The following is a 25,890-nucleotide window of genomic DNA, read 5'->3' on the forward strand; positions in this document are numbered from 1 at the left end:
TCAGCGCAGCGCGGCGCGCATCACCGCGCGGGCGATGGGCGCCGCGCTGCCGCCGCCGCTGATCTCCGTACGGTCGGCAGCCGCGTCCTCGACGACCACGGCGACCGCCACCTCGGGCTCGCCGGTCTCGTCGGTCTTCGCCCAGGAGATGAACCAGGCGTACGGGACGCCTTCGTTGTGCCTTCCGTGCTGCGCGGTGCCGGTCTTCCCGCCGACCGTGGCGCCCTCGATGGCGGCGTTCCGGCCGCTGCCGTGCTCGACCACGTCCACCATCATCTGCTGCACCTGCTGCGCGGCGGCCGGGCTCATCGCGCGGCGCGGGGCGGCGCGCAGCCGGGTGGCGAGGGTGTGACCCGCCGCGTCGGTCACCTTGTCGACGAGGTGCGGCGGCATCCGCTCGCCGTCGTTGGCGACGGCCGCGGCGACCGTCGCCATCTGGAGCGGGGTGGCCGTGGTGTCGTACTGGCCGATGGCGGAGAGCGCGAGCTGCGCGGTGTCCATCCGGGTGTCGAAGGTGCTCACGGCCACGGACGAAGGGATGTGCAGCCCCCGCTCGTTGAAGCCGAACCCGCGTGCCGTGGCGGCCATCGTGCGCTGCCCGACGGTGACGCCGAGCCGCGCGAAGACCGTGTTGCAGGAGACCCGGAAGGCGTCCGTGAGGGTGGCGTCCTCGCAGTCGTCGGACTCGTTGCCGAGCAGCGTGGCCGTACCGGGCAGCGGGTAGGGGTCGGGGGAGTCCGTGGGCGCCTCGATGTCGGTGACGAGACCGCTGTCCAGCGCCGCCGCCGCGGTGACGACCTTGAAGACCGAGCCGGGCGGGTAGGTCTCGCGGATCGCGCGGTTGAGCATCGGCCGGTCCGGTGCCCGGTTCAGCCGCCGCCACGCCGCCTCCACGGCACGGCCGTTGCCCGACAGCAGGGCCGGGTCGTACGAGGGGGAGCTGGCCAGCGCGAGGATCCGTCCGGTGCGCGGTTCGACGGCGGCCACCGCGCCCTTCTTGCGGCCGAGCCCCCTGAACGCGGCGCGCTGCATGGCGGGTTCGATGGTGGTCACGACGTCGCCGCCCCGCCTGCGGGTGCGGTTGAGGCCGTCCCACCAGGGGAACGCGGCGAGCCGCTCGTCGGCCCCGGACAGGACGCCGTCCGCGGCGCGCTCGATGAGCGAGGTGCCGTAGGTCTGCGAGGAGTAGCCGGTGACCGGCGCGTACAGCGGGCCTTCGGTGTAGGTGCGCTCGTAGCGCAGCCGGCCGCCGCTGTCCCGGGAGCCGGTGACGGGCCGGCCGGCGACCAGGACGGCGCCCCGCGGCTTCTCGTAACGGTCGATCTCCGCGCGGCGGTTGGCCGGATTCGCGGCGTAGTGGCCGGCCGTGAAGACCTGCACCCGGGTGGCGTTGGCCAGCAGGGCGACGAGCAGCAGGAGGCAGAACGCGGCGGCGTGCCGGGTGCAGCGGATCACCGGCGGGCCTCCGCTGCCGCGCCGGCCGGGTCGGCTGCGTCGGCGGGGCCGGCCGGGTCGGGCCGCGGGGTGCGGGCGCGGTCGCTGAGCCGGATCAACAGTGCGACGATCAGCCAGTTGGTGACGACCGACGAGCCGCCCTGCGCGAGGAAAGGCATGGCCATCCCGGTGAGCGGGATCAGGCCCATCACGCCGCCGGTGATGATGAAGACCTGGAGGGCGGGCAGCGCGGCGAGCCCGACGGCCAGCAGCCCGCCGAAGGGGTCGCGCAGGCCGATCCCGGCGCGGAAGCCGCGGGCGATGAACAGCGCGTAGAGCAGGAACAGGGCGGTCAGTCCGGCGAGACCCAACTCCTCCCCGAACGTGGCCAGGATGAAGTCGGACTTCATGGCGAAGCCGATCAGGGACGAGTGGCCGCGGCCCAGGCCGGTGCCGAGCAGACCGCCGTTGCCGAATGCGAAGAGCGACTGCGCGAGCTGCCCGGGGCCCTCGCCCGCGGCGATGCCGGCGAACGGGTGCAGCCAGTCCTCGACCCGGCCGTGCACATGCGGTTCCAGGGCGCCCACCGCGGCGGCCCCGGCACCGGCCAGCAGCAGGCCGATCGCGATCCAGCCGGTCCGCCCGGTGGCCACGTACAGCAGCACGATGAAGACGCCGAAGAAGAGCAGCGAGGTGCCCAGGTCGCGTTCCAGGATCAGCACCAGGACGCTGACCAGCCAGATCGCCGCGATCGGCCCGAGCGCCCGGCCCGCGGGGAGGCGCAGGGTGCCCGCCGGGCGGGCGGCGCGGGCCAGCGCGCCGCGGTTGGCGGCCAGATAGGCGGCGAAGAACACGGTGATCAGCACCTTGGCGAACTCGCCCGGCTGGATCGAGAGCCCGGCGGCCCTGATCCAGATCCTGGCGCCGTTGACGGCGGGGAACAGGATCGGCGCGATCATCAGCAGCAGGGCGAGCGCCGCGCACGCGCGGGCGTGGCGCCGGAGCGCGCGGTGGTCGGGCAGCAGCAGGACGGTGAGGGTGAAGAGGGCGACGCCGACGGTCGACCAGACCAGTTGGGCGGGCGCCGCCCGGTCGTGCGGGGTGTCCAGGTCGAGCCGGAAGATGAGGACCAGGCCGAGCCCGTTGAGCAGGACGGCGATGGGCAGCAGCAGCGGGTCGGCGTGCGGGGCGCGGCGGCGGACGGCCAGGTGGGCCAGGAGGGCGAGGCCGCCGAGCCCGGCGCCGTAGCGTGCGGCGCCCGCGGGGACGGCGTGCCGGGTGGCGAGTCCGACGACGGCGTAGCCGCAGACGCTGATGCCGACGGCGGCCAGCAGGAGGACCAGTTCGGTTCCGCGGCGGCGGGGGAGCAGCGGGAGGGGCGGGGGCGTGTCCGGAGCCGCCGGGGTGCCGGCGGCGGGTGCCGAGGCCGGAGTCGGTGCCGTAGCCGTCATGCTCCGCAACGTAGCAAGCGTCGAGGCTTATGCGTGTTATGTCGGAAGCGCTGGCTCTGTGGTGTCCGTGGCGCCGGACGGAAATGCCGTGGTGACGGAAGTGTGCGCGTGGGCGGCGCGGTGGGCGATTACCGCCGGTGGGGCCGGAGTTCGGGTGTGTGCCGTGGCGTGTAAGGGAAATCCCAGGGACTTCCCTGACGTTCTCCGGGGTTGTTCACTCGGCGTCGGCAAGGGCAGTTTGTAAACTCGTCGGAAAGGACAGGGGCCGAGCTCGTCACGCTGGATGCGGGCGACCGGGCACACCGGTTGAGGTCGCGGACCGGCCCGTGACCACCGCAAGCGAGGGGCTATGGCGTACAACACATCCGTGCACGCCGAGCGGACGCCCCGTGCTTCCTCGGCCCCTTCGGGCCGCCGAGTGCGGATGACCGTCCCCCTCGACGAAAGGCAGTATTAGCGCCATGACGACTCTCCGTTCCCGGATCATCGCCTGGGCCGGCCGCCTGTATCTGGCGAGAACGCGAAAGAAGGGCTTCGACCTGTCTCGAATGTCTTTCTTGCCCGAGTCTGTCCTGATGCCCTTGCGGCGTGAGGGGCTCGATCCCGTGGACGATCTGGCCGCCGTCAGGGAGAAGGAGCCCGTCACGAAGCTCCCGGTGCCGATAGCCGCGAACGTCTGGCTGGTCACCGGCTATGACGAGGTCAAGGCGGTGCTCGGCAAGGCCAACGCCTTCAGCTCGGACTTCACCAACCTCGTCGGCAAGGCCGGCGCGGGCGCCGAGCAGAATCCCGGCGGTCTCGGATTCGCCGATCCGCCCGTGCACACCCGTCTCCGGCGGCTGCTCACCCCGGAATTCACCATGCGCCGCCTCGGCCGGCTGACCCCGCGTATCCACGAGATCGTGGAGGAGCGGCTGGACGCCATGGAGCGGGCGGGCAAGAACGGCGAACCGGTGGATATCGTTCACCACTTCGCGCTGCCCATTCCGTCCCTGGTTATTTGTGAACTGCTCGGCGTGCCTTATGAGGACCGCGCGGATTTCGAGCGGCTCAGTGCTGCCCGGTTCGATCTTTTCAGCGGGGCGAATGCCTCCTTCGGCGCCATATCGGAATCGCTTTCCTATTTCCGGGAGGTCGTCAAGAAGCAGCGTCAGGATCCCGGTGACGGACTGCTCGGCATGATCGTCAAGGAACACGGCGACTCGGTCAGCGACGAAGAACTGGCGGGGCTCGCCGACGGCGTGCTGACCGGCGGCTTCGAAACCACCGCGAGCATGCTCGCGCTCGGCGCGCTGGTCCTTCTCCAGGACCCGGAGCATTTCGCGGCTCTCAAGGACGGCGACGAATCCGTCGACCGCTATGTGGAGGAACTGCTGCGCTACCTCACCGTGGTGCAGGTCGCCTTCCCCCGCTTCGCCCGCGAGGACCTGGAGATCGGCGGCGTGCAGATCGCCTCCGGCGACGTGGTGCTGTGCTCGCTGAGCGGCGCGGACCGGGACGGCGGGCTCGGCCCGGAGATGGAGCGGTTCGACCCCACCCGCAACGTCCCCTCCCACCTCGCCTTCGGCTACGGAATCCACCGCTGCGTCGGCGCGGAGCTGGCCCGCATGGAGTTGCGCGCGGCCTACCCCGCGCTCGTCCGCAGGTTCCCCACCATGCGGCTCGCCGCCGGACCCGAGGAGCTGACATTCCGCAAGCTGTCCATCGTTTACGGCATCGACTCCCTGCCGGTCCACCTCGACGGCTGACGGAGACCGGCGGCAGCGCCTCCCGCCGCGCCGCTCCGCCCCCGCCGCACCCCTGACCGGGCACCCGGCCGACCGCCGCGTGCCCGGTCTTCGCATGCCGGACGCGCCGCGCATCTGCCGCGAAGTCGCCTTTACCGCCCGCCACTTGGGCGGCGACACCGTTGCCCGGCGCCCCCCGAGCCCTTACATTGAGCCGCGCCGATCCCGGCTGAGACACAGGCCCTGAGCACCGCTCAACCCGCCGCCGTCGCGGCGGGCCTCGGGAGGACCCCCACATGCGCAGACGCAACCCCGTCCGTACCTCCATACCCCTGCGGGCCGCGACCGCCGCCGCGGCACTCGCCGCCGCCCTGGCCATGACGGCCGCGGGCACCGCACAGGGCGCCCCCGCCCCGTCCGGCCCGTCCGTGCAGCCCGTCGAGTACTTCACGGGACCTGACGGCCACCCCCGGCACACCACCGTCCCCGCCCCGCCGCCGCTGTCCGGAGCCGACCGGGCCGCCATCGCCGCCGACGGCGACGTCACGCCGATCGTGCAGAACGGCGACGTCGGCACCAAGCTCGACGTGGTCTTCGTCGGCGACGGCTACACCGCGGCGCAGCAGGAGGACTTCCACGCCGCCGTCCGCGCCAAGTGGGCCAAAATGACCGCGGTCGAGCCGTACGCCTCGTACACCGGCCTGTTCAACGTCTGGGCCGTCGACGCCGTCTCCCGCGACTCCGGCGTCTCCGGCGACCCGACCCAGGACGTGGTCCGCGACACCGCCCTGGGCTCCGCCTTCTTCTGCGACGGCACCGAGCGGCTGCTCTGCGTCGACACCAACACGGTCGAGTCGTACGCCGCCAAGGCCCCGGCCGCCGACCTCGTCGTCGTGCTGTCCCACTCCGCCAAATACGGCGGCGCCGGCTACAACAACGTCTCCTCGCAGGTCGGTTACGACGGCATCGCCACCGCGTCCGCCGACAACGACCAGTCCGACCAGATCGCGGTCCACGAGACCGGCCACTCGCTCGGCAAGCTCGCCGACGAGTACGACTACGGACAGCCGGGGACGTACACCGGGCCCGAGCCGGCCGACGCCAACCTCACCACCCTGACCGCCGACGACATGACCGCCCGGCAGCAGAAGTGGTACCGCTGGATCGGCCAGGAGTCGCCCGACGGCGGCACGGTCGGCGCGTACGAGGGCGGCGGCTACTACCAGTTCGGCCTGAACCGCCCCACCGAGAACTCGATCATGCGCACGCTCGGCCGCGAGTTCAACCTCCCCGGACGGGAGGCCATGATCGCCGGCTTCTACCGTCACGCGAGCGCCCTGACCAGCCAGGACCCCACCGGCCGCACCCTGGCCCGCGGGACGGCCCTGCACGTCACACCCGCCGCGCACACGAAGCTGACCTGGTACGTCGACGGCCACGAGGCGGCACTCGCCCGCGGCAGGACGACCGTCGGCCCGCACACGCTCGGCGTCCCCGCCGACGGCCGCACCCACACCGTCACGGCCAGGGCCACCGACCCGACGGCCGCGGTCCGCGACCCCTCGCTGCGGAAGCGGCTGTCCACCTCGTTGACCTGGCACCTCACCGGCTGAGACGGCCGCACCCCACGGACCACCGGGCGGGCGCCCGCACCAGGCGCCCGCCCGTCCCGCGCCCGCCCGGTGCCCCGGCCCCCGTCGCCGGCCCCGCCTCATATATAATTGCGATATGCATCTATCGTCGACGTCCGACGAGCAGCGCATCGAACACGTCGCCCGGGGACTCCTCCGGGGCATCGGCAGGCTCTCCCAAGTGCTCTTCCGGACCGGTGAGTTCGGACTGCCCCGCGGACACGTCTCCGTACTGGACGCACTGGGCACCGGCCCGCACCGGGTCACCGAACTCGCCGCGTACACCGGCCTCACCCAGCCCCGGGTCACCGTCGTGCTCCAGGAACTCCAGGAGCGCGGCCTCGTCGAGCGGACCCGCTGCTCCCACGACCGGCGCGCCATCGAAACCTCGCTCACCCCCGACGGCCGTGACCTGCTGGAGCAGGCCAGGCAGCGGATGGCCGCGGCCCTCCTCGAAGGGCTCCGCGCGAACGTCGACGATCCCCGACGCGCCGCGGGCGAGGCCCGCGACGCCGTATCGCTCCTGCTGCACGCCATCGAACCGGAGGTCAGTTGACCACCCCAGCCAGTACCGAGGCCCAGGACACCACCGCCCACGCCGCACCGGGCGAGCGGACCCGCACGGGCGCCGTCGCCCCGCACCGCGTCGGCGGGCCGAGACGCTGGTGGGACTGGGTACTCGCCGCCGACCCCGGACTCGGCCAACTCCAGGCCGGATGGCGCTCGTTGGTCTCGATGATCACCGCGCTCGCGGTCGGCTACGGGATGTCCGTCGCGCTCGGCCTGCCCGCCATGCTCGGCATGATGGTCGGCGGCATGATGGGCATGATGAGCGCCTTCATGGTCGCCGAGAACACCCCGTTCCGGCTGGCCCGCGCCCTCCTGTGGATGCCGGTCCCGTACTCCGCCGTACTGCCGCTCTCCGCCTGGCTGCACCACGACCGGGTACTCGAACTCGGCCTCATGGTGGTCGCGTTGGCGGTCGCGTTCTTCCTCGCGCGCTTCGGGGCCCTCGCCCTGCTGACCGGCATGATGATCTTCAACGCCTTCATGGTCGGCATGATGGCGAACATCCCGCTGAACCTCTGCGGCGAACTCTTCGTCGTCGCCCTGGTGTCCGCAGCCGCGGTCCTCGCCGCCCGCCTGGTCTTCTGCTACCCGATGCCCCGCGAGGACCTGCTGCGCACCCAGCGGGCCTTCGTCGTCGAGGCACGCCGGGTCGCCGACGCCGCCACCGCGGCCCTGGACCCGGACGCCGACCACCAGATCGCCATCTCCCGCATGCGCCGCAGCCTGCGACGGCTCAACGTCACCACCGTCACCATCGACGGCCGGCTCGCCCAGCCCGAGGTCGCCGCCGACCCCGACACCGCCGAACTGCTCCACCAGCACCTCTTCGACGCCGAACTCGCCCTCCGCGGCATCGGCCAGGCCGTCCAGCAACTCACCCGCCTCCAGGTGCCCGCACACCTGCGGGAGGCCATGGTCGTCGGCCTCGTCATCGCCCGCGACACCCCGCTCGGCCGGGCCGACGCGCTGCGCCCCGCCGCCCAACTCATCCAGCAGCAGGCCGGATTCGTCCTCCAGGACACGCACGCGGGACCGGCCGAAGCGGAGGCCGCCGCCCTCGCCCGCCGCGTCGGCCACCTCCTGGACTCCCTCGCCGACTCCCTCGCCCACTGGCTCGACCTCGGCTGGAACGCGCCCACCGCACGCGCCAAGGTGCCGTTCCAGCCCACCGTCGCCCTGGAACAGAACCGCCCGGCCGGCACCGGAGCCGTCGCCCGGCGCGTCGCCGCCGCCCAGAGCGTCCAGGGCTGGCGACGCGCCATCCCCTACCTGCGCGTCCCGCTGCACGCCGGGGTCGCCGCCGCCCTCGTCTGCCCGATCTCCGACGCCATCGACCCGCAGCGCTTCTACTGGGGCCTGGTCGGCGTCATGATCACCCTGTTCGGCACCAACACCACCCACGAACGGCTGCGCAAACTCGCCCACCGCATGGCAGGCACCATCGCAGGCGCCGTGATCGGCATCGTCCTGCTGCACGTCATCGGCCACGGCCACATCTACTGGACACTGGCGGTCATCGTCGCCGGACTGGCCATCGGCGCCTGGGGCATGCAACGCCAGTACGCCTACTGGGTCGTCGGCCTGGTCACCGCCCTCACCCAGCTCTACGGCATGACCACCCCGTACAGCGGCATGGACCACCTGCTCGCCGAACGCCTGCTGGACAACGCACTCGGCATCCTCATCGCCACCGCCTGCGCCGCGCTGATCTTCCCCGTCTCCAGCCGGAAGATCGCCCAGGAGGCGGAACGCGGCTACGTCTCGGCCCTGGAACACCTGGTCTCCCAGATCGTGCTGCGCTGGGAGAACCCGGAGGCGCCGGTACGGCTGCGCGGCGCGGCCCGCGGTGTCGATGCGGCCCTCTTCCAGGTACGCGGCGTGCTCCGCCCGCTGGTCCGGATGCCGCTGGGCATCCGCGGCCGAGGCGCCGAGAACCGCCTCGCGCTGCTCGCCAACGCCACCGGCCACGCCCGCGCCCTCGCCGCCGCGGCCGACATCGACATCGACCTCGCCCCGCACCTCGGCGAACGCGTCGGCCGCATCACCACCACCTTCGTGGAGTCCCTGCACGCCCTCGACCGGCACGCCGCGGGCGGCGACCAGGCCGGCACTTGGACCCGCGTCAGCCCCCTCATCCGCGAACTCGAAACCGTCCTCCAGCCCCCGCCGGGCCCCCGCGCCCACCGCCTGCACACCGCACTGCGCGAACTGGCCGCCCTGGACGAGGCGTTGGCCGGCTACGCCGAACAACGCGGCCTCACCCTCACCACCGCCACCCCCACCCCGAACACCCCCCACCACCCCACTGCCCCCACACTCCCCACCACTCCCACCACCCCGGCCGACCGCCGCACCCAGGCCGCCCTCGCCGCCTGGGCAGCCCGCAACCAACACCCCCGAACCACCCCCACTCCCACCCAGCACCAGGCGTCCCCCACACCCACCCCGGCCCGCACCGAGGCAGTCGCCGCCCCCACCGAGGCCACGCCCCCCACCAAGGCGGCCGAGGCGGCCACTCCTGCCGAGCCCACCACCCCCGGCACGGTCACCGTCACCGGCTCCCTCCGCTGCCCCGACCACCCCGGCGGCTGCGACGCCTGGATCACCCTCGTCAACGCCCGCGGCAAGCGCCGCGCCGCCAGCCGCGCCACCAACGGCCGCTACCGCCTCACCGCCCTGCCCCCCGGCAGCTACACCCTCATCGCCTCCGGCTCGACCCACCCACCCCGCGCCGAATTCCTCTCGGTACGACCGGGACCGGGAGAGATGCGGCATGACATCGAGCTGGAGCGGGTGGGGAGGGGGTAACCCGACCGCACGTGGCCGCACCGGGTGGGCCAGGCCCTGACCCACCCGGTGCAGCACGGCCTTCCCTTGCCCGATGGCCGAATCCGTACCTGCGTCCCCGTGCGGACCTGCAAGACTGCGGGCGGACGCGCGGACATGAGGAACGGAAGCGGACGGGGGCGGTCGCATGGATTCGGCCGACGGCGGGGCGCCGGTCAGCAACTTGATCACGGGCGGGAAGTTCATCGGGGACACCATCCAGGCCCAGTACGTGAGCATCAACCAGTACCAACAGGTGGACACACGGCCGCGCCACACACCGAACGCGGCCCCCGCGCCGCCGGGCTTCCTCGCCGACCGAGACCTCATCCGCGCCCGTCTGGACGAAGCAGTCGCCGGCCTCGGCAGCCGTTCATCCCCGCTCGTCGTGGCCCTCACCGGCCCGCCGGGAATCGGCAAGACCGACCTGGCCCTCCATTGGGCCAAGGGACATCTCCAGGGATTCCCCGGCGGGGTGCTCTACGTCGACATGAGCCCGTCCGGTGCGTTCGAGCCGCGCGACACGGCCGGGGCACTGGAAACCCTCCACCAACAGCTCGACACCCGGCCGGACGAGCTGCCGAGCGACGTCTCAGCCCTGAGCGCGTACTACCGCGCACGCACCTCCGCCGAGCCCTGCCTGGTGTTTCTCGACGGCCTGGTCACCCCGGGCCCCGTCAAGGAACTGCTGCCGGGACATCCGGCGAGCCTGGTCCTGATCACCAGCCGCAGCGAACTCGGCGGGCTGCGCCACACCGTCGAAAGGCCCGTGTCCATGCGGGTCGGGGCACTGGACGACGCCTCGTGCACACAGGTCTTCCTGTACTACGCCGAGTCGGACAGCGGCGCCCTGTCACCCCAGGACGCGGACCGGCTGAGCGAGGTGGTCGCCACCTTCCGCGGCCGGCCGGCCGCGGCACGCGTCGCCGGAGCACGGGCGGCCGACCTGTCAGCAGGCGGCCACCTCGGCACACTGTTCCCCGCCCCCACCGAGCCGCCGCCCGGCCCGCAGCCGTACTCCGCACCGGAGGAACCCGCCATGAACCCGCACTTCGCGGCGTCGTACGCGGCGCTGGACGCTCCCGCACAACGCGTCGTACGCGCCCTCGGCAGGCACCCCGCACGGGAATGCGCCGACGAGCTGATCGACGCCCTGGCCGGCGGAGCGGCGCCCGGCGCGTCCGTCAGAAGCGCACTGCTGGCCGCCCAGCTCCTGGAGCGCCCGGCGCCCGGCCGGGTCCGCATGGGCGGCGCCGTCCACGACTGGGCCGGCACCCTGGCACCGGAGAACCCCGCCGAGGAATCCGAACTGCTTGCCACGCAGGCGAGCTGGTACCTCCACCGCGCCGCAGCCGCCGCCCATCTGGTGTCGAAGCGCTGGCGCATCGGGAGCCTCTTCGCGCATCCCGCCCTCTTGAACGGGGTCTTCACCTCCGAAGAGCAGGCGCTCGACGCGATGGAGGCGGATCTGGAGAACGCCGTCGCCGTGGCCCGGATCCTGCACGAGGCACAGCGCTACGGCGAGGTCTGCGAACTGACCGAAGCCCTGCGGGACACCTTCTTCCGTCGCAAGCACCCCACCCGGTGGATCGAGTCGGCGCGGCTGGGTGCCGAGGCGGCCGAGCGGCTGCTGGACGAGGCCACGGACCGGGCCGCCCGGCAGAGCGCCTGGCTGCTGCTGGCCCGTATGCGCTTCGAGCTGGCCTTCGCCCACTACGACCGTGGCGGGGAATCCGGCCTGGCGGCGGCGCACCGTCACTACACGGACGCGCTGGACGCCGCGAAGCAAGCGGGCCACGCGCGGACGCAGTCCTCCGCCCTGGAAGGGCTGGGAATGGTCGCCCTGCAGCACGAACGCCCCCTGGAAGCCCGCGAGTTGTTCCTCCAGGCGCTCCAAGCCCTGGGCGACATCGACCACCCCAGGGGCCGGGCGCTGCTGCACTACCACCTGGGACGCGCGGCATCCGCCGCCCACCGCCACGACGAGGCGGCCGAGCAACTGCTGGACGCCCGCCGCCGGTTCGCCGCCCTGCCCGACCGCTACAACGAAGCCCGCGCCCTGACCAGGTACGCACAGGCACGCCTGGCGGCCGGTGACCCCGACGAAGCGGTGCGACGGCTGGACGAGGCCCTGCCACTCTTCGCGGGACGCACCGCCCCGAAGGAAGAAGCCGATGCCCGCCTCGTGCGCGGAGACGCATACCGGGCCAAGGGCGAGAGTGAACGGGCGCGCGCCGACTGGCAGTCAGCGCTCGACGCCTACGACGCGCTCGGCAGCCTCTGGTCCGGCGTCGCCCGCAGCCGGCTCGGCGAGCTTGCGCAGGGAGAGTAGCGCGGGCGGTAGCCCCTCTCCCGCACGGACCTCGACCACTCCCTCCCACCCGTCGCCGTACCGCGCCAAGCAGGCGTGCAGCGCCGACGCGGCGAGGGACGGCGAGGCCCACCACGGCTGGACCTTCCAGCAAGCCGCGTACCCACCGCCGCCCCGCAGCCGCAGCCGGCAGCTCTCACCCGCCGATGACGCCGCCGTGACGATCAGCCAGCAGCCCGGGTGACGGGCGAACAGTGCGTCGGGCCCCGACCCGTGGGACACGACGACGTCCGCCACATTCGCCCAGCGCGGGTCCGGTTCGCCTTCCTCGGCGACGACATGCGGGTCCTGGAGGTGCCCCCTGACGCTGCCGTGCTGAGGCCCGGCGGGGTAGCGGCGGAGCACGACGCCGGCCGCCCGGCCGGGAGCCGGCACCTCCTGCGCGCCCGGCCCGCCAGCCCCGTCCGCCGCATCCTGCGCGTCCACCGGCCCCGGCCCCCGCTCCACCACCCGCGCATCGACGAACAGCGGCTGCTCCAGCGGCGCCCGGCGGGACACCGGAAGATCCAGCGGAATGTCGACGGGCCGCGCGGCAATGGTGCCTGCCGGCTCGTCCAGGGCGAGCATCCGGTAGCAGAGCCTGCGGAAGCGCGGCAGGGCCTCCCCGGGGCACGAGGTGATCAGCTGCCCGACCTCGGCGAGACGCAGATCTCCCTGCTGCGCGCGTCGGGCGCGGTCGAGCTGAGCGGTCAGCGGCTCGGCGGGCGCGATGCGCGGCAGCAGCTCGCCGAGCCGTGCCATCGGCGAACCGGGGGCGACGCTGCTGTCGTCGAAGGAGGCGAGCAACCCGGGCAGGCCACGTCCGGCCGCGTACAGGGTCAGCGAGCCGTGGTCGCCGATGAACGCGTCGGCCGCGCACACCGCGGCCTTCCAGGTGTCGGTCGTCGGAACGGGCAGCACCAGACCCGACCGCCGGAACGGTTCCAGCCACGAGCGGATCTGCCAACCACCGTGCCCGTGCCAGGCGTTGGGGTGGATGGCGGCCACCACCCGGTACGCGTCGCGCGGCAGCTCCGCCAGCGCGCGGCGGATGGCATCGGTCCCACGCCCGAGAAGGGAACCCTGCCCCCACGTCGACGTCAGCAGCAGCATTTTCTGCCCCGGACGCACGCCGAAAGCTTCCCGATACGCCTCCCGGAACGGCAAGGACGACCGGATCTGATCCATGCACGGATCGCCCACGACATGCGCGAAGGGAACCGCCTCAGGAAACCCGCGCCGCAAACGCTCCCGCTGCTCCCGGTGGGACAACACGATGGCCGAGGGGATCAACTCCCCTCTGTGCGCCAGCCATTCAGCCGTCAGGCCGAAGGCTCCCGGCTCCCGGCTCCCGGCTCCCGGCTCCCGGCTCCCGGCTCCCGGCTCCCGGCTCCCGGCTGAGCGTTTTATTGTATCCCGCACCGTGGGGAGAACCAATGATCGGAGCGGCGATATTCTGGAGATCGCCACCCCGGCTTGTGGTCACCGCAAGGCTGAACTCGCTTTCTTCGACCTCACTCCACGGAATGTACGGCAATTCATGAGTGGAGATGAATTCCTGTATTCCAGGCTCGAACGCGGAAGACCCGGTGCAGGTGAACAGCACCTGTATCCGCGAATCACCTTCGAAAACACTCAGAAGATCCAGAAGCCGGGTCGCCGAAGTGGCATTGTGGATGACGCCCAGCACGGTACGGCGAGGCGCAACGGTCCGCCACCGGTCCGGCATCCGAGGGGCGGCAGGGTGAATGCGGCCGGGTATCACGCGCGCCCCACAGGTCGAGGCCAGGCCACGGACCCGCGTACCTGCCGGACGCCGCATGCACACCTTCGCGCCATTCCGCACCCCATGCCGTCCCCTTGATCCACCCACCGACGTAGACGCACCCTACGCAGCACGACGGACACACGGAAACCTCGTCCCTCCGAGCGGATGCGTCGACGACGCATCCGAAGCGGCCCTTTCCGGCAGGGGAACCATTCACTGCGGCACGCACAAAAAGCCAGGTCGAGCGACACCGCTACGGAAAAGGCATACGGAAAATGTATACAGAAAAGGTGCACAGAAGGCACGGCATTCGAAAGCGGCATCAATTCCCATTGCCCATTTCTGGGCGACCGGCCGACCCGCAGGCAGCTCCACCGCTGCGTAGACGCTGAGCGAGGGCCTCCAAGGCGCCATCCAGAAGCAGCGGCGACCGGACGCGTCCGGACCGGGCAGCCCCGAGGGAGACGCATCCTCGCCGTCCAACGCAAAGACCCCGCACTCAGCAACCAGGCTGATGGCGGGGTCCTTTGGCACCTCATACAAGGTGCCCCCGGCAGGATTCGAACCTGCGCACACGGCTCCGGAGGCCGTTGCTCTATCCCCTGAGCTACGGGGGCGTTTCGCCGTGTTTCTCGGCGACGGGTAGAACACTACCAGCTCTGATGGGGTGTTCATGAACGGGGTTTCGCGGGGGCGGGGGAGGCGGGGCGGCGGTCCTTAGCGCATGTCGGGGAAGTGGCGGCGGTGGTCGGGGAAAGGTCCCCCGCACGGGGGCGGAAGTGGGGAAAACCGGGACGCAGTCGCAGGTGGGCACCTAGTCTCATGGTGTGCCTGGCTTGTCCGGTCGGATCCTTGTTGTGGACGACAGCAAGGTGATCCGGCAGTTGATCAGGGTCAATCTCGAGCTGGAGGGCTTCGAGGTCGTGACCGCGGCTGATGGTGCCGAGTGTTTGGATGTCGTGCACCACGTGAGACCTGATGTCGTGACCCTTGACGTCGTGATGCCGCGGCTCAACGGTCTGCACACCGCGGCCCGGCTCCGGTCCGATCCGCGGACGTGGGACATTCCCATCGCGATAGTCAGTGCCTGCACCCAGGGCGAGGTGGACAGCGGTGAGTCGATGGGGGTGGACGCCTTCCTGACGAAGCCGTTCGAGCCGACGGAGCTGGTGCGGACGGTGGGCCGGCTGGTCCAGGAGGGGCGGCGGGCGGAGCCCGGCGGCGGTGTCCAGGGGCGGGTCGCGGCAGAGCGGGCCGAGCTGGTGCGGCGGCAGCAGGGGATGGCCGAGCGCGACGGTCATGCGGACCGTGGTGACCCCCGTGACCAGCAGGAACATCGTGATCGCCAGGATCGGCACGGTCGTCGGGGGCAGCACGGTCAGGCCGGTTGTCACGATCACGCGGAATGACCTGATCGGGCCGGACGGCGGCGGCTCGGGGGCGTAGCGGAAGGTCCAGGGGCCGGTGTGCGGCTGTTGGCCCGGGGTGAGCTGCGGGGCTGAAGTGTCCAGTGGGCGAAACCTGGTCGCGTGACTGCCCCACTCCTCCCATACGCTTGTCCTGTGACCCCTGCTGAGCTCTCCCGTACCGTCCTGCGCTCCGTGCGTGGTGCCGTGGATGAGCAGGAGCTTTCCGTGCCGGTGCCGGCGCGGGTCGTGGTGCGGCGACCGCCGCGGCCCGGCTGTGGGGACTACGCGTCCAATGTGGCGCTCCAGCTCGCCCAGGCCGCGGGGCGGCCCGCCCGTGAGGTGGCCGAGGTGCTGCGGAAGCGGCTGGCCGGGTGTGACGGGATCGCCCGGGTGGAGATCGCCGGGCCCGGGTTCTTGAATTTCACGTTGGGTGAGGGCGCGCAGACGGCGCTGGTGCGCGGCATTCTGGCGCAGGGCGCACGGTACGGCACGGGCTCCGACGGCCCGGTGCGGACCGCCGGCGGCCCGGTGCGGCTGCCGGACGGCGCCCGGGGCGTGGTCGTGGGCGAGGCACTGGAGCGGATCGACGCGGCGGCCGGTGGGCTCCGCGTCCCGTCTCCCGGGGGCGGCGCACCGGCCTCCGGTCCCGCGCGGGCCGCACTCGTACGGCTGGTGGCGCGGCTCGGTGCCGACGAGGCGCGGTGGGCGCTGCTGCGTCCCGCGGCGCACGATCCGGTGCGGTTGCCCGCGCGGCCCGAGCAGCGGGAGAGCAATCCCCGGTTCCGTGTGCAGTACGCGCACGCGAGGGCCCTCGCGGTGGTGCGCAACGCACGGGAGCTGGGATTCGCGGGCGAGCCCGGGGACGAGCCGGGTGCGCGGGAAGGGGCGGAGGGCGATGCCGCCGTCGCGAGCGCGCCGCCCGCCCACGGTCCCCGGCCCGCGCGCCCCGCGCTGAGCGTGTTGCTCGCCGGTTTTCCCGACGTGGTGGAAGCCGCCGCGCGGCACCGGGCGCCGGACCGGCTGGTACGGCATCTGGAGGCGGTGGCCGACGCGTTCTTCCGGTGGCACGACGGGTGTCAGCCGTTGCCGGTCGGCGAGGAGAAACCCTCGGCCGTTCACCGCGCCCGGGTGGCCGTCGCCGAAGCCACGGGAACGGTGCTCGCCAACGGCCTGCGCCTGCTCGGCATCTCCGCGCCCGAACACCTCTGAACGAACTTGAGGGGATCTTCACCGTTATGAGCCGTTCCGCCCACCCCGCCGGGCCCCGCCATGCCGATGTGCTGCCCGAGGGCCACTACGCAGGGCCGCCCGCCGACCTCAACACCCTTGACCCGCGCGTCTGGTCCCGTACCGTCCGGCGCAACGCCGACGGCGTGCTGACCGTCGGCGGGATCGACGTCAACGCGCTCGCCGAGGAGTTCGGGACGCCCGCCTTCTTCCTGGACGAGGACGACTTCCGGGCGCGCTGCCGGGCCTGGAAGGACGCGTTCGGGGCGGGCGCCGACGTGTTCTACGCGGGCAAGGCGTTCCTGTCGCGCGCCGTGGTGCGGTGGCTGAACGAAGAGGGGCTGCACCTCGACGTGTGTTCGGAGGGTGAGCTGGCGACCGCGCTGGCCGCCGGGATGCCCGCCGAGCGGATCGCGCTGCACGGCAACAACAAGAGCACGCGGGAGATCACTCGCGCCGTCGAAGCCGGTGTGGGACGGATCGTGCTCGACTCGTTCCAGGAGATCGTGCGGGTCGCGCACATCGCCGAGCGGCTGGGCAAGCGGCAGCGGGTGCAGATCCGGGTCACCGTCGGTGTCGAGGCGCACACGCACGAGTTCATCGCCACCGCGCACGAGGACCAGAAGTTCGGCATCGCGCTCGCCGACGGGCAGGCCGCGGAGGCCGTGCGGCGGGCGCTGAAGCTGGACGGTCTCGAACTCATCGGGATCCACAGCCACATCGGGTCGCAGATCTTCGACATGGCGGGCTTCGAGGTGTCGGCCCGCCGGGTCGTGCAGCTGCTGACCCAGGTGCGCGACGAGCACGGCGTGGAGCTGCCGGAGATCGACCTCGGCGGCGGCCTCGGCATCGCGTACACCTCGGACGACGACCCGCGCGAGCCGCACGAGATCGCCAAGGCGCTGGGCGAGATCGTCACCAAGGAGTGCGCGGCGGCCGGGCTGAGCGTGCCGCGGCTCTCGGTGGAACCGGGGCGCGCGATCGTCGGGCCCACTGCCTTCACGCTGTACGAGGTGGGCACGGTCAAGGAGCTGGAAGGGCTGCGGACGTACGTGTCCGTGGACGGCGGGATGTCGGACAACATCCGCACCGCCCTCTACGACGCGGAGTACACCGTGGCGCTGGTGTCGCGGACGTCGGATGCCGCGCCGATGCTGTCGCGGGTGGTCGGCAAGCACTGCGAGAGCGGGGACATCGTGGTGCGGGACGCGTTTCTGCCGGCCGACGTGGCGCCCGGTGACCTGCTCGCGGTGCCGGCGACCGGTGCGTACTGCCGCTCGATGGCCAGCAATTACAACCATGCGCTGCGCCCACCGGTGGTGGCCGTCAAGAATGGTGAGGGGCGGGTCATCGTCCGCCGGGAGACGGAAGAGGATCTCCTGCGGTTGGATGTCGGATAGGGAAGCTCGTTCGCGCGTCCGGCGCGGATGACGTAAATGTCTCGGCATCCGGACGAGGCACGGAAAGTGCCGTCCGGTGCGTGAGACTGGTGGATCAACAAGCAGGAAAACGGCTGAATCGATGAAAAGCAGAGGTCGAATGATGCGTACGCGTCCGCTGAAGGTGGCGCTCCTGGGCTGTGGTGTTGTCGGCTCAGAGGTGGCGCGCATCATGACGACGCACGCCGACGACCTCACGGCCCGCATCGGTGCACCCGTGGAGCTCGCCGGGATCGCCGTCCGCCGCCCCGACAGGGTGCGCGACGGCATCCCGGCCGAGCTGGTCACCACCGACGCGACGGCGCTGGTCAAACGCGGCGACATCGACGTGGTGATCGAGGTGATCGGCGGCATCGAGCCGGCCCGCACGCTCATCACCACCGCGTTCGAGCACGGCGCGAGCGTCGTCTCCGCGAACAAGGCGCTGGTCGCCGCGGACGGCGCCGCGCTGCACGCCGCAGCGCAGCGGCACGGCGCCGACCTGTACTACGAAGCCGCGGTGGCCGGCGCGATCCCGCTGGTGCGTCCGCTGCGCGAGTCGCTGGCCGGTGACAAGGTCAACCGCGTCCTCGGCATCGTCAACGGCACCACGAACTTCATCCTCGACAAGATGGACTCCAGCGGCGCCGGGTACAGCGAGGCGCTGGACGAGGCCACCGCGCTCGGCTACGCGGAGGCCGACCCGACCGCCGACGTCGAGGGCTTCGACGCCGCGGCCAAGGCCGCGATCCTGGCGGGCATCGCCTTCCACACCCGCGTGACCATCGACGATGTGCACCGCGAGGGCCTCACCGAGGTCACCGCAGCCGACATCGCCTCCGCGAAGCGGATGGGCTGCACGGTCAAGCTGCTCGCGATCTGCGAGCGGGCCGCGGACGGCGCGTCCGTCACCGCGCGCGTGCACCCCGCGATGATCCCGCTCAGCCACCCGCTGGCCTCCGTCCGCGAGGCGTACAACGCGGTGTTCGTGGAGTCCGAAGCGGCCGGCCAGCTGATGTTCTACGGTCCTGGTGCCGGCGGCTCGCCGACCGCGTCCGCGGTGCTCGGCGACCTCGTCGCGGTCTGCCGCAACAAGCTCGCCGGCGCCACCGGGCCCGGGGAGTCGGCGTACACGCGGCTGCCGGTCAGCCCCATGGGCGACGTCGTCACGCGGTACCACATCAGTCTCGACGTTGCCGACAAGTCCGGCGTCCTCGCGCAGGTCGCCACGGTCTTCGCCGAGCACGGCGTATCGATCGATACGGTCCGTCAGCAGGGCAAGGACGGCGAGGCATCCCTCGTCGTCGTCACCCACCGAGCGGCCGACGCTGCCCTGTCGTCGACCGTCGGGGCACTGCGCGAGCTGGACACCGTCCGCGGTGTCGCCAGCATCATGCGGGTCGAAGGGGAGTAAAGGAACCCATGTCTGCCAATTCCACTGTGTCCACGGCCAGCCGCCAGTGGCGCGGAATCATCGAGGAATACCGTGACCGGCTGCCGGTCAGCGACACGACCGAGGTGGTCACCCTCCGGGAGGGCGGCACACCCCTCGTACCGGCCCAGGTGCTGTCCGAGCGCACCGGCTGCGAGGTGCACCTCAAGGTCGAGGGTGCCAACCCCACCGGGTCCTTCAAGGACCGCGGCATGACGATGGCGATCACCCGGGCGAAGGAGGAGGGCGCCAAGGCCGTCATCTGCGCGTCCACTGGCAACACCTCCGCGTCGGCCGCCGCGTACGCGGTGCGGGCCGGCATGGTCTGCGCCGTGCTCGTCCCGCAGGGCAAGATCGCCCTCGGCAAGATGGGGCAGGCGCTGGTCCACGGCGCCAAGATCCTCCAGATCGACGGAAATTTCGACGACTGCCTGACTCTCGCACGGCGACTTTCGGACAACTACCCGGTCGCACTTGTGAACTCCGTCAACCCGGTGCGCATCGAGGGCCAGAAGACCGCGGCCTTCGAAATCGTCGACATGCTCGACGACGCGCCCGACATCCACGTGCTGCCCGTCGGCAACGCCGGCAACATCACCGCGTACTGGAAGGGCTACCAGGAGTACGCGGCGGACGGCATCTCCTCGCGCAGGCCGCGGATGTGGGGCTTCCAGGCGTCCGGCAGCGCACCGATCGTGCGCGGCGAGGTCGTCAAGGACCCGCACACCATCGCCACCGCGATCCGCATCGGCAACCCCGCTTCGTGGGCCTTCGCCGAGCAGGCGCGGGACGAGTCCGGCGGCTTCATCGACGAGGTGACCGACCGTCAAATCCTGGCGGCCTACCGCCTGTTGGCCTCCCAGGAGGGCGTCTTCGTGGAGCCCGCGTCGGCCGCTTCGGTCGCCGGGCTGCTCAAGGCGGCCGAGGAGGGCAAGGTCGACCCGGGCCAGCGCATCGTCTGCACGGTGACCGGCAACGGCCTCAAGGACCCGGACTGGGCGGTGGCCGGAGCGCCGCAGCCGGTCACGATCCCGATCGACGCGGACGCCGCGGCCGAGCGCCTCGGTCTCGCGTAGTTCCGGGGCTCAGGCCCCGTACGTCCCGCTGTGCGGCGGGGCATCCGGCCGTCCGTGCCGGAGAACCCGCCGTACAGCAAATTGCGCAAAGGCTGCAAAGACGCCTCGGGGCACAGAAAGGCGTGCGACACGCATCGTGCGCCTCCTGTGCGCCCTATGTCGCCACAGAACCTTCCTTCGATAGGCTGGCAGCCAACTCCCCTCCCCACGGCATAACGCAGTGGTGTTCAGGGCAGGTCAGAACAGACCCCACGAGCCGACCGGGCACTCCGGTGCCGCGGTGCCGTGGGGCAGTACCGCAGCATCAATCAAGGAGAGTCATCGAGCGATGGCCGGTCCCGCGTTCCGTGCCGCCGCCGTCCGGGTGCGCACCCCCGCTACCAGCGCCAATCTCGGTCCTGGCTTCGACGCACTAGGTCTGTCCCTGGGGCTCTACGACGATGTCGTGGTGCGGGTGGCCGATTCCGGTCTGCACGTCGACATCGCAGGTGAGGGCGCCGACACCCTCCCGCGCGACGAGAGTCATCTGCTTGTGCGCTCCCTGCGCACCGCCTTCGACCTGCTCGGCGGACAGCCGCGCGGTCTCGAAATCGTCTGCGCCAACCGCATTCCGCACGGCCGTGGCCTGGGCTCATCGTCCGCCGCCATCTGCGCAGGCATCGTCGCCGCCCGCGCCGTGACCATAGGCGGCGAGCAGAAGCTCGACGACGACGCGCTGCTGGAGCTGGCCACCGAGATCGAGGGCCACCCCGACAACGTCGCCGCCTGCCTGCTCGGCGGGTTCACCCTCGCCTGGACGGACACCGGTGCCGCACGGGCGATCCGGATGGATCCCGCCGCGTCCATCGTTCCGGTGGTCTTCGTGCCCGGGAAACCGGTGCTCACCGAAACCGCACGCGGACTGCTGCCGCGCACCGTCCCGCACGTGGACGCCGCGGCCAACGCCGGTCGCGCCGCACTGCTCGTCGAGGCGCTGACCAGGCGCCCGGAGCTGCTGCTCGCGGCGACCGAGGACCGACTTCACCAGGAATACCGCGCCCCCGCGATGCCGGAGAGCGTGGCACTGGTGAACCGACTGCGTGCGGACGGCGTCCCCGCAGTCATCTCCGGCGCGGGCCCGACGGTGCTCGCGCTGGTCGAGGACGCGGCGGCCGACAAGGTCGCGGCGCTGGCGGGTGAGGGGTGGGCGGCCAACCGGCTGGCCCTCGATGCGGCGGGCGCGAGTGTCCTGCCGCTCGCCGGGTGATCGACGCGGGTGATCGACGATTACCGGTCTTGGGAAGGGGGAATGTTTGTTGGATCCGGTAGTGTTAACCTCAAGTCAGTACTCGACGCCTGAGTGGCGCGGTGCTTCGTGTCCCCCATCGGGACCACTTTCTTCCGGGAGCCTCCCAAACTGCTTGGAGCAATGGCCTGAGCAGAAGTGAGCACGCTCCGGAATCGGCGTGGCGGAATTGCGTCACACAGCATCCTTCGCGCCGGAACCAATGAACTGATCTTTCCGCCGTATCCGGCGGGACCACCGCCCCGGCCCGGTCCACGCAGCACAGGACCACAGCCGGACAGCACAACCGGTCGCCGAGCCAGACAGGCCGACGCCCGCTCCAGGGAAGGACCCTTCGTGAGCGACACCACCGATCTGATGGGCGTGCGCACCGATGGCAGTGCCACCGCGCCCGCCACGGACGCTCCCGCCGCGCCTGCCACCGGTGCTGCCGGTACCTCGCGGCGTCGCCGTTCCGGTACCGGCCTCGACGGCATGGTCCTGGCAGAGCTGCAGCAGGTCGCCTCCGGCCTCGGCATCAAGGGCACCGCGCGGATGCGCAAGAGCCAGCTGATCGAGGTCATCAAGGAGAAGCAGGCCGGCGGCTCCGCGGCCAAGGCCGACGCGCCCGCCGAGACCGAGACCAAGCCCAAGCGCCGTACGACCTCCAAGGCCCGTACCGGTGAGGACGGCGCCGAGAAGGCCGCCGACAAGGCGGGCAAGGCCGAGAAGGCCGCCGACAGCAAGGCTGCCCAGCAGCAGATCGACATCCCCGGCCAGCCGGTCAGCGACGAGCAGCCGGCCGGCGAGCGCCGTCGGCGCCGCGCCACCGCCGCTGCGGGCAGCCCCGACGCGGCCTCCGGCGACGTCAAGACCGAGACCAAGGTCAAGGCCGAGGCGAAGACCGAGACGCAGCCCGCCAAGGGCGAGTCGACGGCCACCCAGCAGGACGGCGAGGGCCGGACGAACAAGGGCGGCGACCGCCAGGACCGCGGGGACCGTCAGGACCGCGGCCAGAAGGGCGGCGACCGCCGCGAGCGCGGCCAGCGCGACCGCCGCAACAAGAACGACGGCGGCGGCGACGGCGGCGGCCAGCAGGGCGAGCGCCGCCAGCAGCGCGACAACCGCAGGCCCGACGACGACGGTGACGACTTCGAGGGCGGCCGTCGCGGTCGCCGGGGCCGCTACCGCGACCGCCGGGGCCGCCGCGGTGGCCGCGAGGACTTCGGCAACGAGCCGCAGGTCTCCGACGACGACGTCCTGATCCCCGTCGCGGGCATCCTCGACATCCTCGACAACTACGCGTTCATCCGGACCTCCGGCTACCTGCCGGGCCCGAACGACGTGTACGTCTCGCTGGCCCAGGTCCGCAAGAACGGTCTGCGCAAGGGTGACCACGTCACCGGCGCGGTCCGCCAGCCGCGCGACGGCGAGCGGCGCGAGAAGTTCAACGCGCTGGTCCGCCTCGACACCGTCAACAGCGTGGCGCCCGAACAGGGCCGCCAGCGCGCCGAGTTCGGGAAGCTGACGCCCCTTTACCCGCAGGAGCGGCTGCGCCTGGAAGGTGAGTCGGGCGGCCTGACGACCCGGATCATCGACCTGGTGACGCCGATCGGCAAGGGCCAGCGTGGTCTGATCGTGGCCCCGCCGAAGACCGGCAAGACCATGATCATGCAGGCGATCGCCAACTCGATCACCCGCAACAACCCCGAGTGCCACCTGATGGTCGTCCTCGTCGACGAGCGGCCCGAAGAGGTCACCGACATGCAGCGGTCGGTCAAGGGCGAGGTCATCTCCTCGACCTTCGACCGCCCGGCCGAGGACCACACCACCGTCGCCGAGCTGGCCATCGAGCGCGCCAAGCGTCTCGTCGAGCTGGGTCACGACGTGGTCGTCCTGCTGGACTCCATCACCCGCCTGGGCCGTGCGTACAACCTCGCGGCGCCCGCCTCCGGACGCATCCTGTCCGGTGGTGTCGACTCGACCGCGCTGTACCCGCCGAAGCGCTTCTTCGGTGCCGCGCGCAACATCGAGGACGGCGGTTCGCTGACCATCCTGGCCACCGCGCTGGTCGAGACCGGCTCGCGGATGGACGAGGTGATCTTCGAGGAGTTCAAGGGCACCGGCAACCTTGAGCTGAAGCTCGACCGCAAGCTCTCCGACAAGCGCATCTTCCCGGCGGTGGACGTCGACGCGTCCAGCACCCGTAAGGAAGAGATCCTGATGGGCAGCGAGGAGCTGTCCGTCGTCTGGAAGCTGCGTCGGGTGCTGCACGCGCTGGACCAGCAGCAGGCCATCGAGCTGCTGCTGGACAAGATGAAGCAGACGAAGTCCAACGCGGAGTTCCTGCTCCAGATCCAGAAGACGACGCCGGGCATGGGCGGCAACGGCAACGACTGACGCCCCTGGCCGCAGCGCCGGCACCGAAGCCCTTCTCACCCCTCCGGGTGAGGAGGGCTTCGTGCTGTCCCGGCGGGCGCGGGGCTGAGACCTTCCGCACAGGAACCGGCCGTCCGCGCCGCGGGCCGCGTGGCGCGACAGCGGCCCGAAACCCCAGGTGAGAGACGTCGGCTCGCAGGCACACCCGGGACATCCGCGCAGCGTTTTCTAAGAAAGGGCTCATACATTGCTGTGCAACCCTTCCGGTCGTCCCCCCGTCTCACAGGGCGCAACGCAGCGTGCCTGCGCGGTGATGACGAGGGGTTTGCCGAGCGAACGAGGACTGAGGAGCAGATGGCGGACAGCAAGGGGACCGTGAAGACGGCCGAAAGCCGCGCCCGCCGGATACGCGCCACGGGCCGCCGGCGCAAGGCCCCGACCCGGCGCCGCCGCGCGCTGACCTTCACCCTGTCCGCCCTGGTCAGCTGCGCCCTGCTCGGCGGCGCCGGCCTCGGCTTCGTCTACTTCAAGCTCAACGGCAACCTGAAGGGCGTCGACATCAACGCCGCCCTCGGCAAGGACCGGCCGCAGAACGTCGACAACGGCTCGATGGACATCCTGGTCCTGGGCTCGGACTCGCGGGCCGGGAAGAACAGCGAATACGGCACCGACGAGGGCGGCGCCCGCTCCGACACCGCGATGGTCCTGCACGTCTACAAGGGCCACAAGAAGGCCAGCGTCGTCAGCATCCCGCGCGACACCCTCATCAAGCGCCCCGACTGCACCAAGGACGGCAAGGACGTCCCCGGCGCGCAGCGGGTGATGTTCAATACCGCGTACGAGGTCGGCGGCCCCGCCTGCGCCGTCAAGACCGTCGAATCGCTCAGCGGCATCCGGATGGACCACTTCGTCGAGGTGGACTTCACCGGCTTCAAGAAGCTCATCGACGCGCTCGGCGGGGTGGACATCACCACCAGCAAGCCGATCGACGACGACAGCAGCCACCTGCATCTGCCGGCCGGCAAGCACACCCTCAGCGGCGAGCAGTCGCTCGGCCTCGTCCGCACCCGGCACGGCGTGCCCGGCGGCGACGGCAGCGACCTGGGCCGCATCCAGCTCCAGCAGACCTTCATCAAGGCCCTGATGGAGCAGGTCGAGCACGTCGGTGTGCTCACCAACCCGAGCAAGCTCTACGACATCGCGGACACCGCGACCAAGGCCGTCACCACCGACACCGACCTCAACTCGGTCGGCGAACTCACCGGCCTGGCCAAGAGCTTGGGCGGCATCGGCTCGGAGCACATCGACATGGTGACGCTGCCCGTGACGTACGACAAGCTCGACCCCGCGCGGGTGCTCCCGCTGCCCCGGCAGACCCAGCAGGTCTGGGACGCGCTGCACCGGGACCGGCCCATCCCGAAGTCCGCGATCAAGGACTCGGCCGGGGACAAGGGCGGCACCAGCTCGTACGTGAAATAGCGGGCGCCTACCGGCTGTAGCGGGCCGCCCACCCTGTGCCGCAGGACCGGCATCGGGGGAATACCGGACGCCCTACCCCGGTTTTGGGAGATACGGCAAGTCCTGGCAGACTGGACCGTCGGCCCCGGTTCACGTGACGCAACCCGCACCACGACCCGGAGCACTCCCGAACCTAGGAGAACCCCTTGAAGCGCGACATCCACCCGGAATACGTCGAGACCCAGGTCAGCTGCACCTGTGGCGCGTCGTTCACCACCCGTAGCACCGTCGACGGCGGCGCCATCCGCGCCGACGTCTGCTCCGAGTGCCACCCGTTCTACACGGGCAAGCAGAAGATCATGGACACCGGTGGCCGTGTGGCCCGCTTCGAGGCCCGCTTCGGCAAGGCCGCCGGTTCGGCCAAGAAGTAGCGACCCGCAAGGCGCCGGTTTCCGGTCGCCCCCTCGCAG

General features: G+C 71.5%; 17 protein-coding genes and 1 tRNA gene. 14 read left to right on the top strand and 4 right to left on the bottom strand.

What is annotated here, in order from left to right; translation table 11 throughout:
* Positions 1-1,455: a peptidoglycan D,D-transpeptidase FtsI family protein gene (locus ACIBK8_RS01670; RefSeq protein ID WP_399039491.1), complete on the bottom strand. Its 1,455-nt coding sequence runs from the start codon at positions 1,453-1,455 to the stop codon at positions 1-3.
* Complete coding sequence (locus ACIBK8_RS01675) at positions 1,452-2,885, bottom strand: FtsW/RodA/SpoVE family cell cycle protein (protein ID WP_399039493.1); 1,434 nt, start codon at positions 2,883-2,885, stop codon at positions 1,452-1,454. The genes ACIBK8_RS01670 and ACIBK8_RS01675 overlap by 4 nt, the downstream gene beginning before the upstream one ends.
* A gap of 461 nt (positions 2,886-3,346) precedes the next feature.
* Between ACIBK8_RS01675 and ACIBK8_RS01680 the strand changes: the two genes are divergently transcribed.
* The 5 genes from ACIBK8_RS01680 to ACIBK8_RS01700 all read left to right on the top strand — a co-directional run bounded on the left by ACIBK8_RS01680 (position 3,347) and on the right by ACIBK8_RS01700 (position 11,971).
* Positions 3,347-4,633, top strand: coding sequence for a cytochrome P450 (locus tag ACIBK8_RS01680; RefSeq protein ID WP_399039494.1), 1,287 nt, complete (start codon positions 3,347-3,349; stop codon positions 4,631-4,633).
* 275 nt (positions 4,634-4,908) lie between these two features.
* On the top strand, positions 4,909-6,225 hold the full coding sequence (locus ACIBK8_RS01685) for a M64 family metallopeptidase (protein WP_399039495.1): 1,317 nt from the start codon (positions 4,909-4,911) through the stop codon (positions 6,223-6,225).
* 115 nt (positions 6,226-6,340) lie between these two features.
* A complete protein-coding gene (locus ACIBK8_RS01690; protein WP_399039496.1) occupies positions 6,341-6,799 on the top strand; it encodes a MarR family winged helix-turn-helix transcriptional regulator in 459 nt (152 codons plus the stop codon).
* Positions 6,796-9,621 carry an FUSC family protein gene (locus tag ACIBK8_RS01695; protein ID WP_399039497.1) on the top strand — a complete coding sequence of 942 codons (2,826 nt, stop codon included), beginning with the start codon at positions 6,796-6,798 and terminating at the stop codon, positions 9,619-9,621. The genes ACIBK8_RS01690 and ACIBK8_RS01695 overlap by 4 nt, the downstream gene beginning before the upstream one ends.
* Before the next feature lie 166 nt (positions 9,622-9,787).
* Entirely contained in the window at positions 9,788-11,971 is a 2,184-nt protein-coding gene (locus ACIBK8_RS01700; RefSeq protein ID WP_399039498.1) for a tetratricopeptide repeat protein, read from the top strand.
* Here the strand turns inward: ACIBK8_RS01700 and ACIBK8_RS01705 are convergent.
* Together ACIBK8_RS01705 and ACIBK8_RS01710 are read right to left on the bottom strand one after the other, a co-directional pair.
* Complete coding sequence (locus tag ACIBK8_RS01705) at positions 11,885-13,120, bottom strand: hypothetical protein (protein ID WP_399039499.1); 1,236 nt, start codon at positions 13,118-13,120, stop codon at positions 11,885-11,887. The two genes, ACIBK8_RS01700 and ACIBK8_RS01705, sit on opposite strands and share 87 nt — an antisense overlap.
* Before the next feature lie 1,182 nt (positions 13,121-14,302).
* Positions 14,303-14,374: transfer RNA gene (locus tag ACIBK8_RS01710), tRNA-Arg, on the bottom strand.
* A 240-nt stretch (positions 14,375-14,614) separates the two neighbouring features.
* On the opposite strand from ACIBK8_RS01710, the gene ACIBK8_RS01715 reads away from it, so the two are divergent.
* The 9 genes from ACIBK8_RS01715 to rpmE all read left to right on the top strand — a co-directional run bounded on the left by ACIBK8_RS01715 (position 14,615) and on the right by rpmE (position 25,851).
* Positions 14,615-15,166, top strand: a complete 552-nt coding sequence (locus ACIBK8_RS01715; RefSeq protein ID WP_399039500.1) for a response regulator — start codon at positions 14,615-14,617, stop codon at positions 15,164-15,166.
* Between the two features lie 153 nt (positions 15,167-15,319).
* Positions 15,320-16,375, top strand: a complete 1,056-nt coding sequence (gene nrtL / locus ACIBK8_RS01720) for an ArgS-related anticodon-binding protein NrtL (protein ID WP_399039501.1) — start codon at positions 15,320-15,322, stop codon at positions 16,373-16,375.
* 26 nt (positions 16,376-16,401) lie between these two features.
* A complete protein-coding gene (gene lysA / locus ACIBK8_RS01725; protein WP_399039502.1) occupies positions 16,402-17,793 on the top strand; it encodes a diaminopimelate decarboxylase in 1,392 nt (463 codons plus the stop codon).
* Positions 17,794-17,932: 139 nt separating this feature from the next.
* Complete coding sequence (locus ACIBK8_RS01730) at positions 17,933-19,225, top strand: homoserine dehydrogenase (protein WP_399039503.1); 1,293 nt, start codon at positions 17,933-17,935, stop codon at positions 19,223-19,225.
* A gap of 8 nt (positions 19,226-19,233) precedes the next feature.
* A complete protein-coding gene (gene thrC, locus ACIBK8_RS01735; RefSeq protein ID WP_399039504.1) occupies positions 19,234-20,319 on the top strand; it encodes a threonine synthase in 1,086 nt (361 codons plus the stop codon).
* Between the two features lie 328 nt (positions 20,320-20,647).
* The gene (thrB, locus tag ACIBK8_RS01740; RefSeq protein WP_393682476.1) at positions 20,648-21,565 is read left to right on the top strand and encodes a homoserine kinase; all 918 of its coding nucleotides are present in this window, start codon (positions 20,648-20,650) and stop codon (positions 21,563-21,565) included.
* Positions 21,566-21,940: 375 nt separating this feature from the next.
* A complete protein-coding gene (rho, locus tag ACIBK8_RS01745; protein ID WP_399039506.1) occupies positions 21,941-23,983 on the top strand; it encodes a transcription termination factor Rho in 2,043 nt (680 codons plus the stop codon).
* Between the two features lie 333 nt (positions 23,984-24,316).
* Positions 24,317-25,441 carry an LCP family protein gene (locus tag ACIBK8_RS01750; protein WP_399039507.1) on the top strand — a complete coding sequence of 375 codons (1,125 nt, stop codon included), beginning with the start codon at positions 24,317-24,319 and terminating at the stop codon, positions 25,439-25,441.
* 185 nt (positions 25,442-25,626) lie between these two features.
* A complete protein-coding gene (gene rpmE / locus ACIBK8_RS01755; RefSeq protein ID WP_227049443.1) occupies positions 25,627-25,851 on the top strand; it encodes a 50S ribosomal protein L31 in 225 nt (74 codons plus the stop codon).
* Positions 25,852-25,890: the final 39 nt, after the last annotated feature.

The sequence above is a fragment of the Streptomyces sp. NPDC050161 genome, from assembly GCF_044460025.1.
Lineage (GTDB): Bacteria > Actinomycetota > Actinomycetes > Streptomycetales > Streptomycetaceae > Streptomyces.

Coding starts and splice junctions, on each gene's coding strand:
- thrB (WP_393682476.1), top strand. CDS start 20,648: ATGGCCGGTCCCGCGTTCCGTGCCGCCGCCGTCCGGGTGCGCACCCCC.
- ACIBK8_RS01690 (WP_399039496.1), top strand. CDS start 6,341: ATGCATCTATCGTCGACGTCCGACGAGCAGCGCATCGAACACGTCGCC.
- ACIBK8_RS01700 (WP_399039498.1), top strand. CDS start 9,788: ATGGATTCGGCCGACGGCGGGGCGCCGGTCAGCAACTTGATCACGGGC.
- ACIBK8_RS01730 (WP_399039503.1), top strand. CDS start 17,933: ATGATGCGTACGCGTCCGCTGAAGGTGGCGCTCCTGGGCTGTGGTGTT.
- ACIBK8_RS01685 (WP_399039495.1), top strand. CDS start 4,909: ATGCGCAGACGCAACCCCGTCCGTACCTCCATACCCCTGCGGGCCGCG.
- ACIBK8_RS01750 (WP_399039507.1), top strand. CDS start 24,317: ATGGCGGACAGCAAGGGGACCGTGAAGACGGCCGAAAGCCGCGCCCGC.
- lysA (WP_399039502.1), top strand. CDS start 16,402: ATGAGCCGTTCCGCCCACCCCGCCGGGCCCCGCCATGCCGATGTGCTG.
- thrC (WP_399039504.1), top strand. CDS start 19,234: ATGTCTGCCAATTCCACTGTGTCCACGGCCAGCCGCCAGTGGCGCGGA.
- ACIBK8_RS01675 (WP_399039493.1), bottom strand. CDS start 2,885: ATGACGGCTACGGCACCGACTCCGGCCTCGGCACCCGCCGCCGGCACC.
- ACIBK8_RS01680 (WP_399039494.1), top strand. CDS start 3,347: ATGACGACTCTCCGTTCCCGGATCATCGCCTGGGCCGGCCGCCTGTAT.